This window comes from Ewingella sp. CoE-038-23 (genome assembly GCF_040419245.1).
Taxonomy (GTDB): Bacteria; Pseudomonadota; Gammaproteobacteria; order Enterobacterales; family Enterobacteriaceae; genus Ewingella; species Ewingella allii.
Genome location: NZ_JAZHOH010000001.1, coordinates 2387095 through 2404887, shown reverse-complemented (window position 1 = coordinate 2404887; position 17793 = coordinate 2387095). Strand labels below are relative to the sequence as shown.

The following is a 17793-nucleotide window of genomic DNA, read 5'->3' as shown; positions in this document are numbered from 1 at the left end:
ACTACCCATTAATCACCTCCGCAATCTGCGCTTCGCTGCACTGGTGCGGGGCGAATTCAGCAATCAATTCGCCTTTACGCATCACCAGCACGCGGTGACTGTTGTAATAGGCTTCCGGGATCTCGTCACAAATCATCAAAACCGCCATGCCGGACTCAGCGAGATCGCGCGCAATTCGGTAGATCCCCTCTTTGTTGGCGATATCTACGCCCACGGTCGGCGAATCCAAGATCAGAATGTGCGGATGAGTCGCCACCCACTTGGCAATGGCAATACGCTGCGCATTACCGCCCGAGAGGGTTTTCACCGGCAGGCCGCTGTCCGAGACTTTAATGTTCAAATCGCGGATCAGGTCTTTAACCACTGACGCGGCTTTACGGTGATCCATCAAGCCCGCGCGGGTGTGCAGTTTGTTGAAAATTGACACCAGCGTGTTGTCGTAAATCGACTGCTCCATGATTAAGCCTTGGGTCAGGCGGTCTTCTGACACATAGGCAATGCCGTGACGAATGGCATCGCGGTTGCTGCGTAAAGTGACTTTCTTGCCGTTCACTTTGATGTCGCCGCTGTCCGGCTGGCTCATACCAAACAGGCTCATGCACAGTTCGGTGCGCCCGGAGCCTAACAGGCCAATAATCGAGGTGATCTCCCCCTGGCGCAGTGACAGGGAGATATCCTGATACTGCCCGGCGCGGCTGAGATGGCTCACTTCCAGCAAAGGCGTGACGTCCGCCGGTGCGCGATGCGGCAGGTGGCTGTAGCTGAAACGCTGGCCGGTCATCAGGAAGGCCAGCTCATTGCTGTCGAGCTGGCTGGCCGGGTAAGTGCCCACCAATTTGCCGTCGCGCATCACGCTAATGCGATCGGCCACTTCCATCACTTCGTCCAGACGGTGGCTAACAAACACCACGCAAATCCCGGCGGCTTTCAATTCGTTGACCACGCGCAGCAGGCCGTTAACCTCGGTGCGGGTGAGGGAGGCGGTCGGTTCGTCCATGATAACCAGACTCGCGTCTGCAGCGATTGCCCGGCATATTGCCACCAATTGACGGTCGGCGATCGACAGCTTTTCCACTTTACGATCCGGGTCGAGAGAAACCCCTACGCGTTGCATTGCGGCAATGGCTTTTTTGCGCATTGCCTCGCGATGTACCCAGAAATCGCCGCCCGGCAAATAACGGTGAATGGCAATATTTTCGGCCACGGATAAATTGGGGAATAACGACAGGTCCTGATAAATAACCTGAATGCCGTAATAAGAAGAGAGTTGTGGCGTTAAAGAGTGAAACAATTTGCCATCAATAGTGATGGTCGCGCCTTTTTCTGGCTGATAGACGCCGGAAATCACTTTAATAATGGTACTTTTTCCGCAGCCGTTTTGGCCTGCAAGACAATGCACTTCACCTTTATTTAATGTCAGCGTGACATTATCCAGTGCAAGTACACCGGGGAATTTTTTGCTTATTCCCTCAAGGCTGATAAATGCCTCGGCGGAATGAGGGGAGGTAGGTGAACTGGAATTAATCGTCATCGACTGAATCCTTACTGCGTTCAAGCTGGTCAGTTAAGAAAGCAGATACGGCACAACAAACTACGCCGTATCCCTTCCTATTTCTCTGGTGTGGCGAAAACCCGTCATCCTTTAAGCTGCCTCTGCGTTGGCTGCCTTCATTCATCCCAGTCACTTACTTGAGTAAGTGACTGGGATTCATTCAGTTGCCGCCTTGATGCAACGTAAATAATTCAGGGTTTAAAAAATAAGTAAATACTGACCTATTAGAAGCCCAGTGATTTCGCGTTGTCTGGTGTGACTTCCAGAATCTTATTAAAGCGAATCACGTGTTTATCCATATCTACGTCGGCTTTGCCCAGACCATCGATGGTTAAATCTTTGGTGACAGGCTTGCCTTGCAGCATCTGGTCAGCCACGGAAACTAAGGCGTAACCGGCATCTTTAGGATCCCACAGCAGGACTTTCTTAATATCACCGCGCATCAGGTAAGGCGCGGCCTGAGCTGGCATCGCAATACCCACCACGGCGATTTTATTCTTCGCACGTTTTTGTTGAACGGCCTGGCCTGCACCAATTGGGCCTAATGAACCAAAACCGATAATCCCTTTCATTTCAGGATAGGTTTTCATTAAATCCAGCGTGGTGGAGTAGGACTTATCAATATTCTCAGCAACCGGCAGGCGAGAAGTCACTTCATGCATATCCGGGTATTTTTGTTTCTGATACTTAATAGCCGCATCGGCCCAGGCATTATGTAATGGCACGGTGAGTGAACCGACATAAATTGCGTAACCGCCTTTGCCACCCATATCTTTGGCTAATTCATCCATGTTCGCTTCGGCATATTTCTGGCTGTCGATGGTTTCAATATCCCATTGACCAATTTGCTGGTCTGGAGATTCGTGGGTTAATACCACGATACCGGCGTCGCGAGCTTTTTTAAGTACCGGCTCTAATACTTTGGCGTCATTAGGCACCACAATAATGGCGTCAACTTTCTTGGCGATTAAATCTTCGATGACTTTAACCTGTGCCGCCGGGTCTGGAGTAGAAGCACCGACCTGATAGGCGTTGACGTGTAATTTTTGGGCGGCATCTTTCACCCCCACTTCCATGCGTGTGAACCAAGGAATACCGGTGACTTTAGCCACCAGAGCGATGTCGTAGGGTTTATCGGCAGCAAAGCTTGGTGTTGAGATCAACATGCATGCAGAAACCACACATGCGCTGACTAATGCGAGGTTAAATTTCATGGCTGGTACCTTCTTATGATCTTATGTGTAGGGCGTGGGTAGTGGTTATTTTTTCCACGTATTGAGATTAACAAGCCGCTATGCGCTTCTCGCAGCAAAGTAAACAAAATGTGATCAAAGTCCGGAAATGTTAATTTATATGATTTTAATTGTTAAATTAAGGTTAAATAAAATTCAAGGCATGAGAAATGAGCAGGATTGGGAGGTGAAATAGTGCGGTTTTAGATCAAGTAAGCATCATTTTTATAACATAAAAATAACATTAAAAAGTGAGGAATTACTTTTCGCCACCCGCGAGGTATCGACATCAGCAACATAATGCCCAGATTGTGAGAACTATCACGAATTGCCCCTGACCCAGCAATGCGCAGTCTCCCCAAAAGGGTGCGTCACTTTCACCCATATCGAGCAACATCCTCTCTTGCACTCACCGCCAACATGCCTTCGATCACAATCCTGAGCGAAATATTCCTCCAAATCTTGCTGCATATTCAGTCGGAACACCTTCAAGGCGCAAAAGGGTTTGATTTTCTACTATTCACTTTTTATTCATTTTAAGTGAATAACTGCGGTTATTAAGTGGTTGTTTTTTCGTGACGCAGCCGATTTTATGCATTTATTCCCTTTGCTGGCACGAAGGCTGCAATCTATCATCAACCAAAGAGAGTAAAATTTTTAACTTAAATGTAACAACTTCACAGCAGTTTGGTCCCCTTTGACTCTGAGGTAGATATGCAACAACAACTCAACGTTAGCCGTGAAAACTTTGATGACTGGCTGGTACCGACCTACGCGCCAGCCTCCTTCGTGTTGGTACGCGGAGAGGGCTCATGGCTGTGGGATCAAGAGGGCAAAGACTATGTCGATTTCGCTGGCGGCATTGCGGTTAACGCACTGGGCCACGCGCATCCAGAAGTGAAGAAAACGCTGGTGGAGCAGGCCGATAAAGTCTGGCATCTGGGCAACGGCTACACCAATGAACCCGTGCTGCGCTTGGCGAAACAGCTGATTGACGCCACTTTCGCCGAAAAAGTCTTCTTCTGTAACTCTGGGGCCGAAGCCAACGAAGCCGCGCTGAAACTGGCTCGCCTGTACGGCCACAAGCAGGGCGGCAATAAGAGCGAAATCATCGCCTTCAAAAATGCTTTCCATGGTCGCACGCTGTTTACCGTGACCGCGGGCGGTCAGCCGAAATATTCAGAAGATTTCGCGCCGCTGCCGCAAGACATCACCCACCTGCCGTTTAACGATTTAGCCGCGGTAGCTGATCACATTTCTGAGCGCACCTGCGCGGTGATCGTCGAACCAATTCAGGGCGAGGGCGGCGTGGTGCCTGCCGAGGCGAGCTTCCTGCAAGGGCTGCGTGAACTGTGCGACAAGCACGGCGCGCTGCTGATTTTCGACGAAGTGCAAACCGGCGTAGGCCGTACCGGCGAGCTGTATGCCTATCAGGGTTACGGCGTGGTGCCAGACATTTTGACCACCGCCAAGGCGCTGGGCGGCGGCTTCCCAATTGGCGCGATGCTGACGCTCGACAAGTACGGCGTGCTGTTCCAGCCGGGCACGCACGGCACCACCTACGGGGGTAACCCGCTGGCAACGGCGGTGGCGGGCACCGTGCTGTCGATGATTAACACGCCAGAGGTGCTTAACGGCGTGCAGAAGCGCCACCAGTGGTTTATCGACGGCTTGAAGCGCATTAATGAGCAGTACCAGGTGTTCTCCGAAGTGCGTGGCGCGGGCCTGCTGCTCGGCGCGGTGATGAACGAACGCTTCAACGGTCAGGCCAAGCAGCTCAACACCTTGGCGGCGGAAGAGGGGCTGATCGCGCTGATTGCCGGACCAAACGTGCTGCGTTTTGCGCCATCCCTGATTATTTCCGGGTCTGATATTGAAGAAGGTTTGAACCGACTTGAGCGCGCCGTAAAACGCCTGTGCGCCTGAGTTAAGCCCCTATTTGCGAGGTAGACAATATGATGTTAATTAGACCCGTGCGGCTTGGCGACCTCGCCGATATTTTGAAGTTATCCGGTAAAACCGGCATCGGTTTGACCTCATTACCCAAAGACGAAACCCAGCTGCGCGCGCGAATTGAACGTTCGCTCGCCACATGGGCGGGGAAGCTGGACAAGGCCGAGCAGGGTTTCCTGTTCGTGCTGGAAGATACCCAACTGGGGCAAGTGGTCGGCGTGAGCGCCATTGAGGTGGCAGTCGGCCTGAGTGAGCCTTGGTACAACTTCCGCCTCGGCACCTTGGTTCACGCTTCGAAAAGCCTGAACATTTATAAGCCGGTGCCGACGCTGTTTCTTAGCAACGACCACACCGGCTTTACCGAACTCTGCACCCTGTTCCTCGACCCGGAACACCGCAATGGCAAGAACGGCCATCTGTTATCCAAGGTGCGTTTCCTGTTCTTGGCCGCCTTCCGCCAGCACTTCTCGCCGAAAGTCATTGCCGAGATGCGCGGCGTGTCCGACGACCACGGCCATTCCCCATTTTGGGACAGCGTCGGGCGGCACTTCTTCGGCATGGAGTTTGTCGAAGCCGACCGCCTGACCGGCATGGGGCAGAAATCCTTTATTGCCGAGCTAATGCCAAAACATCCGCTCTACACCGAATTGCTTAGTCCTGAGGCGCGATCGGTCATCGGGCAAGTGCATCCGCACACCGCTCCGGCGCGGGCCGTGCTGGAAAGTGAAGGGCTGCGTTACACCGGCTACGTGGATATTTTCGACGGCGGTCCGACGCTGGAAGGGGAAATCGACCAGCTGCGCGCGGTGAGAGAGAGCCGCCTGCTGCCGGTGCATATCGGCCAGCCAAATCAAGAGCAGGACGCGCCGCTGTACGTGGTCGCGCGTGAAGATTATCAGGGCTTCTGCGCCACGCTGGTCGCCGGTGATCCGGTGATGAACCGGCTGACCCTTGACGCAGCCACCGCCGAGCAGTTGGGCGTGAAAGAGGGCGACCGCGTGCGCGCCGTCGCGCTCTATCCCTTTCGGGAGAACCGCGTCGCGCCAAATCAAGTAACCGACTCAAACCCAGAGGAAAGTCTCGCATGATGCATCCAGCACTCTTTATTCAAGGACAGTGGCGTAGCGGACAGGGCGCGCTGCTGGAGAAAACCAACCCGGCCAATAATGTCGGGCTGTGGTCGGCGCTGTGCGCCAGCCCGGAAGATGTCGAAGCGGCCTGCACGGCGGCGCGCACGGCGTTCCCCGCATGGGCGCGTAAATCTCTGGCAGACCGAGCGGCGGTCATTGCCCGTTTCGCCGAGCTGCTGACCGAGCATAAAAGCCGTCTGGCCGAGGTTATCAGCCTTGAAACCAGCAAACCGCACTGGGAAACCCTGACCGAAGTGCAGGCGATGATCGGCAAAGTGGCGATTTCCCTTGAAGCCAATCAGGTGCGCACCGGCGAGAAACATACCCCAATGCCCGACGGCGAGGCGGTACTGCGCCACCGTCCACACGGCGTGCTGGCGGTGTTCGGCCCTTATAACTTCCCCGGCCACTTGCCGAACGGTCACATCGTGCCGTCGCTGTTGGCGGGAAATACCATTGTCTTTAAGCCGAGCGAGCTGACGCCGAAAACCGCCGAAGAGACAGTCAAACTTTGGCAGCAGGCCGGTTTACCTGATGGCGTGATCAATCTGGTGCAGGGCGGGCGTAGCACGGGCGAAGCCCTGGCGGCGTCCGGGCAAATCGACGGTTTGCTGTTTACCGGCAGCGCCGGGACCGGCTACCAGCTGCATCGCCAACTGGCGGGCCAGCCGGAGAAAATTCTGGCGCTGGAGATGGGCGGCAATAACGCGCTGATCGTCGAGCCAGTTGAAGACATCGACGCGGCGGTTAACTTGACTATCCAGTCGGCCTTTATCTCCGCCGGGCAGCGCTGCACCTGCGCGCGCCGCCTGTTGGTCAAGAAGGGCGAGGCGGGGGACAGATTCCTCAAACGGCTGGTGGAAGTGACTTCCGATCTGAAGGTGGGCCACTGGGACGACCAGCCGCAGCCTTTTATGGGCGGCGTGATTTCCGACGTCGCGGCCAAACACATTTTGGCGGCGCAAGATGAGCTGATTGCTCTCGGTGGCAAGCCATTGCTGACCATGACTCGCCCTGACCTACACAGCTCGCTGCTGCTGCCGGGCATTATTGACCTGACGGGCATCGCGGGCGTGCCGGACGAAGAGATCTTCGGCCCACTGCTCAGCGTGCTGCGCTATGACGATTTCAATCAGGCCATCGAGATTGCCAACCAGACGCGCTACGGCTTGGCCGCCGGGCTGATTTCCACCGACCGCGCCCAGTTCGACCAGCTATTAACCGAAGCCCGGGCCGGGATTGTGAACTGGAATAAGCCGTTAACCGGTGCATCCAGCAACGCACCTTTCGGCGGCATTGGCGCCTCGGGCAACCACCGCCCAAGTGCCTATTACGCGGCGGATTACTGCGCCTGGCCGATGGCTTCGCTGGAAACAGACAGACTTGAACTGCCTGTGACGTTGTCACCGGGCATTGATTTTAGCGGCGCTTAAGCCGCATTGCAGACGGCGAGAGGAGAGTTGTATGTCGGGAAGTGAAGCGAATTTTGATGGTTTGGTTGGGCCGACCCACCACTACGCCGGTCTCTCTTTTGGTAATGAAGCGTCCACCCGCAATCAGAATGCGGCGGCTAACCCAAAACTGGCGGCCAAGCAGGGATTGTTGAAGATGAAGGCGCTGGCGGATTTGGGTTTCGCCCAGGGAGTGTTGCCGCCGCACGAGCGTCCGCACCTCGCCACGCTGCGCCAGATGGGCTTTGGCGGCAGCGATCGCGACGTGCTGGCGCAGGCGCAGGCTTACTCGCCGCGCCTGCTGTCCTCTCTGAGTTCGGCATCCTCCATGTGGGTGGCTAACGCCGCGACGGTGTCGCCATCGGCCGACAGTGCCGACGGCCGCGCCCATTTCACCGTGGCTAACCTGAATAATAAGTTTCACCGCGCTATTGAAGCCGACACCACTTCGGCGATTTTGCGCGCCACTTTTAAGCATGACGGCCATTTCGCCCACCACGACGCGCTGCCGCAGGTGGCGGCGCTAGGGGACGAAGGGGCGGCCAACCACAACCGGCTGTGCGGCGATTACGATAAGCCGGGCGTGCAGGTCTTTGTCTATGGCCGCGACGGATTAATCACCGGGGGAAATGAGCCAGTGCGCTATCCGGCGCGACAAACCCGCCTGGCCAGCGACGCGGTGGCCCGTTTGCACCAGCTTTCCGCCGACCGGACCGTGTTTGTGCAGCAGAACCCGGAAGCTATCGATCGCGGCGTATTTCACAACGACGTGATTTCCGTCAGCAACCGCAACGTGCTGTTTCACCATCAACAGGCCTTTGCCAATAGCAACGCCGCGCTGGAGGAGATCCGACGCAAAATGGCCGCGCTGGAGCTGGATTTCCATCCCATTGAAGTGCCTCAGTCTAAGGTGTCGATTGACGATGCGGTGGCCACTTACCTGTTCAACAGCCAGTTGCTGAGTAAGAACGACGGCAAGATGATGATTGTGGTGCCCGAGGAGTCGCGCCAGCACGTCGGGGTCTGGGATTACCTGTGTGAACTGCAAGAGAGCGGCGGGCCGATTAATCAGGTGGAAGTGTTCGACCTGCGCGAAAGTATGCGCAACGGCGGCGGCCCGGCCTGCCTGCGTTTGCGGGTAGCGCTGAACCGCGCCGAGCTGGCGGCGGTCAATGACGGCTCGCTGATGAATGACGCGCTTTTTGCTCGCCTTAACCAGTGGGTCGACAGCCATTATCGCGACCGAATGCACGCTGAAGATCTCGCTGACCCACAGCTGCTGACCGAAGTTCGCTATGCTTTAGATGAACTGACGCAAATTTTGGGCCTTGGAGTGATTTACCCCTTCCAGCGCTAAGTTGCCGCCATCAAGGAGCGAAACATGTTTGATTTTCTGGCGCAAACCCTCAGCGGCGAAGCCCCGGTAGCCATCACCGGGCAGACGCCCAATCTTGACTGGATATGGCGCGAAGAGGGCATTCTGGAGCTGTCGCCGCACCAGGCCTGTCACAGCGCGGTTGTGATTTCGGCGGGCATTCACGGCAATGAAACCGCGCCCATCGAGCTGCTCAACCAATTGGTGAGCGAGCTGCTGAGCGGCCAGCGGCCTTTGCACGTCAGGCTGCTGGTGCTGCTCGGCAACCCGGCATCAATGCGCGTGAATAAGCGTTTTGTCGATGCCGATATGAACCGCATGTTCGGCGGCAGGCACACCCGCTATTGCCCCAACGGCGAAACCCGTCGCGCCCATGAATTAGAACAGGCGATGGCGCTGTTCTATCGCACCTCGACCGCGGCGGGGGCGACCTATCGTTATCACTATGATCTGCACACCGCCATCCGTGGTTCACTGCACGTGCGCTTTGGCCTGTTGCCGTTGCAGGACAGGCCCTACAGCCCCGACATGCTGAAATGGCTCGACGCCGCGGGCCTCGACGCACTGGTTTATCACCGTTCCCCCGGCGGCACTTTTACCCATTTCAGCAGCGAAGTTTTTGGTGCCGACAGCTGCACGCTAGAGCTAGGCAAGGCATTGCCGTTCGGCAGCAACGATCACCAGCAGTTCACCGGAATCCGTCAGGCATTGCAGTCCTTGGTTAGCGCCACCCCATTGCCGTCAAGGCACGCCGACCAGCCGCTTGAAAGTTACCGTGTCACGCAGGATATCATCCGCTCGCAAGAGGATTTCCAGCTTCACGTCCCGGCAACGGCTCTGAACTTTACCCCTTATCCGAAAGGTTTTTTGATAGCCGAGGAGAGCGGCAAGGCGTATCAAGTCGAAAAGAATGAGGAGTTCGTGTTGTTTCCGAATCCTTCTGTCGCCATGGGGTTGAGAGCGGGGCTGATGTTGGAGCGCTTTTGAGAAAGCGCTGAAACTTCTTAAATTCAAAACCTTGCGTTGCCACGCAAACTGGCCCAGAAGGCGCGTAAGCGCGCGCCCTCTGGACACCCGCGCTTTAATTGCTGTGTGACCGAGGCTTCGCAGGTTGGAATGGCCGTATTTCAGCAGCCACGGTGATCGCCGCGAAGTGCCGCCGCTTAGGCGGTTCCCTCGCTGCGGGATTCCAACCCGCGAAAAATACTCGCGGTTTTCCACCTCTTGCTCGGCGTCACTTCTGAATGCGGCCTACTGGCATTTATACCGAACCGTTTCAGTGGAGTTCTTTTCTGCTCACTGATAAGGAGGCTGGGAGGAGTATTGCAAAAGATTCAGTGGCTTATGTGAGAAACACCCCACCTAAATAGGGGAGGGAGCAAACCAAAACAACTGGAACGGCACGGGTGAAATGCCTCAAAACCGCAGTCAAAAATGGCGCTGAGCGAATGGTTCGAGACCAAAGGCTCGAGCCGAGCGAAGCGAGACAGCGTTGCAAAGCAACGACCCGAAGGGCGAGGCCAGCGGCCGAGTAATCCTGAAGCGAAGGCACCGCCTAAGCGGCGACATTTTGCGGTGGATAACGGAAGCCCCTGAAACACGTCCACCCAACGAGCGAAGCGCGCAGTAAAGAGCCGGGGATTCTCAAGGGGCGCGGCGATAGGCGCCCCTTGAGGCCGGTGTGGCGGCAGCGCACGGTTTTGACCTTAAAGCATTCCCTTGGTCGGTGTGGGCCGACGCCCACGACCTTGACCTCGACCTTGACCTTGTAGTTGAAATTGAATTTAAGTTTTTTAGCGGAAGTTGGCCCGCCGCCAACCTTTTACCAGCAAAACCCCCCGCCAACGACTAATCTTCCATTAACCCTATTGCGATTTCAAAAGGTCACCATGTTTACTCATCGCTTGGTATTCCCCGCTAGCGTGCTGCGCGGTCGCGGGGCGATAAAACATTTAGGGTCGATGTGTGGCCGTCTGGGGCAGCGGGCATTGCTGGTTGGCGGGAAACGGGCGATTGCCAGCGTTGAGGCGAGCGTGATTGACCAGCTCGAGCAGCAGATGGTCAGCTATCTGGGACATGCAGTGCTCAGCGGCCAGTGCTGTCAGGAGGAGATCTCCCGGCTGGCGGATGCGTTTCGGGTGCAGGGCGTCGAGGTGATTATCGCCACCGGCGGCGGTCGGGCGCTGGACACCGCCAAGGCGGCGGGCGTGGCCTGTAACCTGCCGGTGGTGACGCTGCCGAGCATTCCGGGCACCTGTGCGGCGGTGACGTCGCTGGCGTTTCGTTACCATCAGGATGGCCGTTTTCGCGACATGCTGCCACTGGCCTATGGCCCGGCGGCGGCGGTGATTGATGCGGATTTACTGGCTCAGGCGCCGCTTAACTGGCTGGCGGCCGGGATCGGCGACACCTTGGCGAAATGGTATGAATACCGCGCCATCAGCGATGAAAATAATCTCACCGGGCTGGCGGGCGTGGCGCGGACCAACAGCGCGCTGTGCTTTTCCCAAATTGAACATTTTGCCGCCGATGCCTGCCTGGCGGTGGAGCAGGGGAAGGCGAATAACGCGCTGGAACAGGTGCTGGACGCCATCTTCCTCTATGCCGGTTTGACCTCGATTATGAGTAACGGCGCGCATACAGGCGCGGCCCATGCCCTCTATGAAGGTTTCACCGCGTGCAGTAAAACCCGCCATTTCCCCCACGGGTTGCTGGTGGGCTTTGGCAACCTCTGCCTGCTGGCGCTGGAAAACCGCAGTGATGATGAACTGCACGCCGCGCTGGCACTGGCGCGAGCCAGCGCTATTCCCACCCAGCTGGCACAGCTTTCTGCCGAACTCACCGAGCAGGATATCGCCAGCATAATTGACCACAGCCTGACCGCGCCCGATATGGCCAATATGCCGTTTGACGTGGATTTTGCCGCCATGAGGGCGGCAATAGAAAGGGTCGACAGTCTGGGACGTAGCCTGATTTAGCGTTTCCGCTGGTTGGCAACCACCTCGTGGGTGCGCTGTAGCGCCTCGCGGGCGGCGGGCAGTCGCTGGGTAACGCCAATAAACAGACAGTCGATGATCAACAACTGGCTGGTGCGGCTGGCCATCGCCGCCGCGCGAAAACCCAGCTCCCGCCCGCTGGTTAATAACAGGCAGTCAGCTTTACGGGCCAGCGCAGAGCGCGCGTTAGCAGTGATCGCTAGCGTATAGGCCCCGGCGTTTTTCGCCTGCTGCAAAGGCTCAAGCGCCTCAAGGGTTTCCCCCGAATGGGAGATGGCAAGAGCGACGTCCTGCGAGCCGAGCAGGCAGGCGCTGACCAGGCTCTCATCGCCGCTGCCGTAGGTTTGGCAGACGATGCCGATACGTCGAAGTTTCTGGCACAGGTCCTGAGCCACCAGCGCCGAGGCGCCGACGCCATAGACGTCTATGCGCCGGGCGCGGCTCAATGCCGCCACCGCCTGCTCCAGACTGCCTTCGTCGATCAACTCCGCCGTCGCCGTTGCCCCTTCCACCTCAAAAGCCAACAGCTTTTTCAGCACCTGCTGTGGACTGTCCTGATCGCTAATATCCGCCACTAAGGGGGGGTTGGAGTGGGCAGCCGCGCGCGAGTTTTCCGCCGCCAGCGCCAGACGCAGCGCCGGGTAGCCGTCAAATCCCAGCGTGCGGCTGGCTCGCACCACGGTGGCGCTGCTGGTGGCGGCCTGCTTAGCCAACGCCGTGACGCTCAGCTTGGCGACGCGCTGCGGGTCTTCGGCTATCAGGCGAATCACCCGCTCTTCTGCCTGTGAAAAACTGCCCTGCAAAGCCCGCAGGCGAGCTTCCAAACCTAAAGAGCTCGAAAATGTATTCATCTTATTGCCTACTTTTCCAGTTCGCGCAGGTGGTCGTCTTTGCGCAGGGTCATCAGCGCAAACAGGCTAACCACGCAGGTCGCCACCACGTAATAGGCGGGGATATCCAAATTACCGGTTTGCTTGATAAGGCTGGTGATAATCAGCCCCGCGCAGCCGGAGAACACGGCGTTGGACAGCGAGTAGGAGAGGCCGAGGCCGGTATAACGCACGCGGGTCGGGAACATTTCGGCCAGCATCGCCGGGCCGGGTCCGGCAATCATGCCGATTGCCGCACCGGCGATCAGCACCGCGATGCCTTTGGCAATCAGGCTGCTTTCGGTATTTTGCAACAGATGCAACAGCGGGAAGGTCAGCAGAATAACCACCAGCATGGCACCAATCATCACTTTTTTACGGCCAATTTTGTCGCTGAGGATACCCGCAGGTAGGATCGCCAGCGCAAAGCCGACGTTCGCCAACACAGTGGCCACCAAGGCTTGTAGGAAGGTGGCGTGCAGCGAGGTTTGCAGATAAGAGGGCATGACCACCAGGAAGGTGTAGCCACCGGCGGACCAGCCCATCATGCGGCCAATTCCCAGCACGATGGCTTTGAAAGTGGCCGCCGCAGAGGCTTTATCCGCCGCGCTTTTTGGGCCTTTGGCGGGAGTCTGCTTACTGGCTTCAAAGCTGGGTGTCTCATCCAATTTTAAACGTAGCCACAGCGCCACGAAGCCCATCGGCAGGGCCAGCAGGAAGGGAATTCTCCAGCCCCAGGATTTCATGTCGGCGTCCGGCAGGTTGTGAACCAACAGCGCGACCAGCGCCACGCCGGTCAGCAGGCCGAGAGAAACCGTAAAGGACTGCCACGCGCCGTACAGCCCGCGTTTCCCCTTGGGGGCGAACTCGGTCATCAGGGACACAGCACCGCCAAATTCACCACCGGCGAACAGCCCCTGCAACATGCGCAGCAGCGTCAGCAGCAGCGGTGCGGCGACGCCAATTTGCGCGTAGGTTGGCAACAGGCCAATCAGCGCCGTGGCGACGGTCATCAGCAAGACCACGGCAATCAGCGTCGGCTTGCGGCCAATGCGGTCGCCAATTCGCCCGAAAACAATCGCGCCAATCGGGCGACAGAAGAAGGCCAGCGCGAAGGAAGCATAGGTGAGGATCAGTCCCGATAATCCGCTTTGCCCTTCGAGGGTAAAGAAGTTGCCGGCGATCAGCGTCGCCAGATAGCCATAGACACCGAACTCATACCATTCGATGAAGTTGCCGACGGATCCGGCAACCAGCGCCCGCCGCGACTGGGCGGCGCTAACGGCGGGAGTCTCGGGGAGGGAGGTGGATGTGGAACCTGGTTGAGAAGTGGTCATGTAGTACCTCAGAGGAAGTCGGTTTGTTTTTATAATGTGTCGAGTGTTGGGTTAAAATCGTGTAAACAATTTTCTTAATTCTCTAAGTTATTATGTCAATAATTTTCATTCTTTGGCGAAAATTGAAGCAAAACTGTGCGGCAGGCCGAGGTTTTTATGCCGAGGGGGAGAATTAAGGCAATAAAAAAGGCTACATCCCGCAGGAGTAGCCTTTTTCACATCAAAGGGTTATCAGTCAGTTTCAGGGTTACAGCGTGTGGATATCAATGCCGTCGCCAATGTTGCTCTTCTGATAATAGTTACGCGGGACTTCTACCTGATACTGCTGGTCGGCGTAAGCCACTTCCAGAATGTATCTTTCGTTTTCATAAGATTCGATGGGGATGAACCCAAAGAAACCTTCTGCGACGCTGATGGTGCGCGACGAGGGTACGGCGTAACGGTGAACAATCCTTGCTCTGAGTGGCTCTTGCTTGCCAGTTAACATATTCCAAACACGGCTAACGGGTTGCGCCAGTGTGCCGAGCACATCTGAGGCCAGCGATTTCTTATTCATGATGGTTTCTCTCAATGAAAAGCTCGTTGGTCTATCCCCGTCATCAGTCAGTTGTCTGATTGGCGGGGCTTATAACTCAATTCTTATAATTTTCTCAGTTTAAGATCCAATGATTTTTTACGCTAAGCTTAGGCGCTTTTGTATGTGCTGGAAACGTAAGCAATTCTCAGGCCGGACTTTTGCGTTTTTTTCCGGATTTACGCTCTGCTAGCAATAATGGGCAGGAAGGGCACATGGCGTGGTCGGCCAATTCATAGCGCAGGCAGCATTGGCGGCGGAACTGCGGGCTGTTCTCATCCAGCGGATTTTCCGGGCGCATAGGCTGAAACAGCGGGTTCTTGCCGCCGTCGGGCAACTCGCGGGCATTGAGCAGCGCCATGCCGTCGGAGATATCTGCGTTAACCAGCTCCGCCTGCTTAATTCCCCATCCGACGCGGATCCCCGCGTTACTCCAGTAAATCCCCGGTTTCAGGCCGGAAATCTCCGCCATGGCCTGACACACCGGGCGCAGATGCTGTTCGATCATCTCTGCGAAACGGTCCAACGGCTGCGGCGAAGTAAAAGCCGCGCCGGGGCCATCGAGGTAAATCTGGTGAGGCAAACCTTCATCTTGCAGAGCGAGATAGACATTGTCGGCGGCGATTGGCAGCTGCCAGCCGTGGCTGAGAGAGATGATCACCCAGCTCGGCAACAGGTTGGCGAAATACCACTGGGACCACATTGAGATGCGCGCGCGGCGTTTTTCCACCTGACGGGCGTCTTCGGCGTGCAGCGTCAAATAACGCTCGAGCACGCTGGCGCAGCCGTCGGCGGTGGTGAGCAGCGACATTGGCAGGGCGTTAGTCACCAGCGGCGTCATCGGCTTAAAACTGTCGGCGACCCAGCTGATCGGGCCATCGCGGAAACTATCAAGAATTGTTTGCATCGTCGCTGTCAGAGAGATAGATAAACCAAGCTAATAGAAACAGGGTAACGAATAATAAAGTGAAATAATAATGATTTCTATTTGTATTGGCATTTGAGTGCGGTTTGCAGCGGGGATGTGACCGAGCGCAGAAACACGCCCGGTCAGCATTGATTTTTCAGCAGTTACAGCGGGGCGGCGGCGGGGGTGAAACCGGTCAAACGCGACTCAGACGGCTGAGGGCGACCAAAGTAGTAGCCCTGAAACAGCGAGCAACCCTCTTCTTTCAGGCGGCGGAACTGCTCCGGCGTCTCCACCCCTTCGGCGGTGGTTTGGATATCCAGACTGCGGCTCATGCCCGTAATAGCGCGGATGATCGCCAGCGCTTCGCGGCTGTCCTGCATATCGTTGATAAACGACTTGTCGATTTTGATTTTGTCGAAAGGGAACGAGCGCAGGTAGCTCAGCGACGAATAACCGGTGCCGAAATCATCCAGCGCAATGCGCACGCCCAGCTCCTTCAGGCGCGCCAGCGTCGCCACGTTGGCGTTGTTATTGTCGAGCAGCACCGATTCGGTGATTTCGACTTCCAGCCGATTCGGCGCCAGCCCGGACTCACTCAGCGCCGACTCAATCACTGAAATCAGCGAGCTGTTTTTAAACTGAACCGGCGAGAGGTTAACGGCGATGGTCTGATTGCCGACCCAGCTGGCCGCTTCGTGACAGGCTTCGTGCAGCGCATAGGCGCCAATGCTGTGAATCAGCCCGGTCTCTTCGGCGATCGGAATGAAGTCCATCGGCATGATCAGCCCGTTAATCGGGTGATTCCAGCGCATCAGGGCCTCATAGCCAATCACCGCGTCGTGGGCGCTGTCGGTGATCGGCTGATAATAAAGTTTCAGCTGTTTGCTGGTGATGGCGTCGCGCAGATCCAGCTCAATATCGCGGCGTTTGCGCGCGGCCTCGTCCATCTCTTCGCGGAACATTTCATAGCGATTGCGGCCGTTGCGCTTGGCTTCGTACAGCGCCATATCGGCGCAGCGCAGCAGGTGCTCCGGGGTGTCGTCGCTGTTTTCAGCGATGGCGATACCCACGCTCAGGCCGACGGTCAGTGAGTGGCCTTCAATGGTGATGGGCGGCTTCACGGCTTCAATCAGCCGCTGGGCAATCTGGTAGGCCTTGTCGATATAAGGCAGGCTCGGCAGCACGATGGCGAACTCATCGCCGCCGACGCGCGCCAGCGTGTCCCTTTCCCGCAGCACAAAGCGCAGGCGTTTGGCGATGCCGCGCAGCAATTCGTCACCAATCTGGTGGCCGAGGGCGTCATTCACATTCTTAAAGTTGTCCAAGTCCAGACAGAGCGTGGCGGTCAGGCGATGGGTGATTTTCGACAGCTGCAAGGCTTCATTCAGGCGCTGGCTGAACAGCACGCGGTTAGGCAGGCTGGTGAGATTGTCGTGGTGCGCCATATGGTGAATACGGGCGTTGGCCGCGTGCTGATCGGTGACGTCATCGGCAATCATCAACACATAGCTGGTGTGTGAATCGCTGCCGTTGATCATCGAGGCGGTGGTTTGCAGCGTGCGTTCGCCAATCGGCGTCGCCAGCTGTTGCTCGCTTTTGTGCAGGCCTTCGGAGCGCAGGCACTCATCCGACTGTTTATTCAGATAATCGCTGATCCCGCGATTCAGGCAATCCTGCGGGCGATTGCCAATCAGCTGTTCGCGTGTCTTGCCCAGCAGCAATTCGGCCTGACGGTTGACCAGCAAGATCTCCCGCGAGACGGCATTTTCGACAATAACCGAAGAGGGGATATTGGCGATCACCGTGTCGAGGAACTGCGACAGGGCGGTCATTTTCTCATTGCTGGCTTCGGCAATCTCTTTCGCCGCCAGTAATTCCTGCTCGTAGAGGCGGCGCTCGCTGACGTCGCGGGTCACTTTGGCAAAGCCCAGCAAGGTGCCGGCGTCACGCACCGCCTCAATGATGACGTGGGCCCAAAATCGCGAGCCATCCTTGCGCTGCCGCCAGCCTTCGGACTCATAGCGGCCGGTGCGGCGCGCGGTTTCCAGCCCGTGAGCGGGCCAGCCGCTGTCGCGGTCTTCAGAGATATAGAAACAAGAGAAGTGTTTGCCGACAATTTCGTCGCGGGAATAGCCTTTGGCGCGTTGCGCACCGGCATTCCAATTAGCGACGATACCCTCGGGGGTCAGCATATAAATGGCATAGTCTTCAACGCTTTGAACCAGCAACCGATACATTACATCAGAATCTTCGTTCATCTTTTTTGCCTGATAGCGTGCCGCTAAGGTTTAGGTTCCTCCCAAACGCTAGGCCGGCTGTAAGTTGCGTCTGTCCCGACGCATTTTTGCTGTGATGTGTGGGGTAGACGGTATCATAAGAATATTCCTAGTTCGCCTTGTGTTGGCAGTAACTAG

13 protein-coding genes and 1 other RNA gene are annotated in these 17793 nt (G+C 56.7%); 7 read left to right on the top strand and 7 right to left on the bottom strand.

The annotated features are described in order from the left end of the window. Window position 1: 1 nt before the first annotated feature. Window positions 2-1531, bottom strand: a complete 1530-nt coding sequence (locus V2154_RS11255) for a sugar ABC transporter ATP-binding protein (RefSeq protein WP_353502330.1) — start codon at window positions 1529-1531, stop codon at window positions 2-4. Window positions 1532-1776: 245 nt separating this feature from the next. Next, window positions 1777-2766 carry an autoinducer 2 ABC transporter substrate-binding protein gene (locus V2154_RS11250; RefSeq protein ID WP_353502329.1) on the bottom strand — a complete coding sequence of 330 codons (990 nt, stop codon included), beginning with the start codon at window positions 2764-2766 and terminating at the stop codon, window positions 1777-1779. Window positions 2767-3498: 732 nt separating this feature from the next. Between V2154_RS11250 and V2154_RS11245 the strand changes: the two genes are divergently transcribed. The 7 genes from V2154_RS11245 (at window position 3499) to V2154_RS11215 (ending at window position 11671) form a co-directional block, all read left to right on the top strand. Then, complete coding sequence (locus tag V2154_RS11245) at window positions 3499-4710, top strand: aspartate aminotransferase family protein (RefSeq protein ID WP_353502328.1); 1212 nt, start codon at window positions 3499-3501, stop codon at window positions 4708-4710. A 29-nt stretch (window positions 4711-4739) separates the two neighbouring features. Further along, the gene (gene astA, locus V2154_RS11240; RefSeq protein WP_353502327.1) at window positions 4740-5825 is read left to right on the top strand and encodes an arginine N-succinyltransferase; all 1086 of its coding nucleotides are present in this window, start codon (window positions 4740-4742) and stop codon (window positions 5823-5825) included. Next, window positions 5822-7300: a succinylglutamate-semialdehyde dehydrogenase gene (gene astD / locus V2154_RS11235; RefSeq protein ID WP_353502326.1), complete on the top strand. Its 1479-nt coding sequence runs from the start codon at window positions 5822-5824 to the stop codon at window positions 7298-7300. Before astA ends, astD begins: the two co-directional genes overlap by 4 nt. Window positions 7301-7331: 31 nt before the next feature. After that, window positions 7332-8675 (top strand): N-succinylarginine dihydrolase, encoded by a 1344-nt coding sequence (gene astB / locus V2154_RS11230; protein ID WP_353502325.1) that lies wholly within the window; start codon window positions 7332-7334, stop codon window positions 8673-8675. Window positions 8676-8699: 24 nt separating this feature from the next. Beyond that, the gene (gene astE, locus V2154_RS11225; protein ID WP_353502324.1) at window positions 8700-9680 is read left to right on the top strand and encodes a succinylglutamate desuccinylase; all 981 of its coding nucleotides are present in this window, start codon (window positions 8700-8702) and stop codon (window positions 9678-9680) included. A 452-nt stretch (window positions 9681-10132) separates the two neighbouring features. Further along, a non-coding RNA gene (locus tag V2154_RS11220) (RtT sRNA) lies at window positions 10133-10230 on the top strand. 352 nt (window positions 10231-10582) lie between these two features. Next, complete coding sequence (locus tag V2154_RS11215; RefSeq protein WP_353502323.1) at window positions 10583-11671, top strand: iron-containing alcohol dehydrogenase family protein; 1089 nt, start codon at window positions 10583-10585, stop codon at window positions 11669-11671. On the opposite strand, the gene V2154_RS11210 is transcribed toward V2154_RS11215, so the two are convergent. The 5 genes from V2154_RS11210 to V2154_RS11190 form a co-directional block, all read right to left on the bottom strand. After that, a complete protein-coding gene (locus V2154_RS11210) occupies window positions 11668-12540 on the bottom strand; it encodes a MurR/RpiR family transcriptional regulator (RefSeq protein WP_353502322.1) in 873 nt (290 codons plus the stop codon). The genes V2154_RS11215 and V2154_RS11210 overlap by 4 nt on opposite strands. Window positions 12541-12548: 8 nt before the next feature. Beyond that, complete coding sequence (locus V2154_RS11205) at window positions 12549-13895, bottom strand: MFS transporter (RefSeq protein WP_353502321.1); 1347 nt, start codon at window positions 13893-13895, stop codon at window positions 12549-12551. A 247-nt stretch (window positions 13896-14142) separates the two neighbouring features. Further along, window positions 14143-14451, bottom strand: a complete 309-nt coding sequence (locus tag V2154_RS11200) for a hypothetical protein (protein ID WP_034790896.1) — start codon at window positions 14449-14451, stop codon at window positions 14143-14145. Window positions 14452-14617: 166 nt separating this feature from the next. Beyond that, complete coding sequence (gene fhuF / locus V2154_RS11195; RefSeq protein WP_353502320.1) at window positions 14618-15376, bottom strand: siderophore-iron reductase FhuF; 759 nt, start codon at window positions 15374-15376, stop codon at window positions 14618-14620. A gap of 164 nt (window positions 15377-15540) precedes the next feature. Next, window positions 15541-17637 (bottom strand): sensor domain-containing protein, encoded by a 2097-nt coding sequence (locus V2154_RS11190; protein ID WP_353502319.1) that lies wholly within the window; start codon window positions 17635-17637, stop codon window positions 15541-15543. Window positions 17638-17793 lie beyond the last annotated feature (156 nt).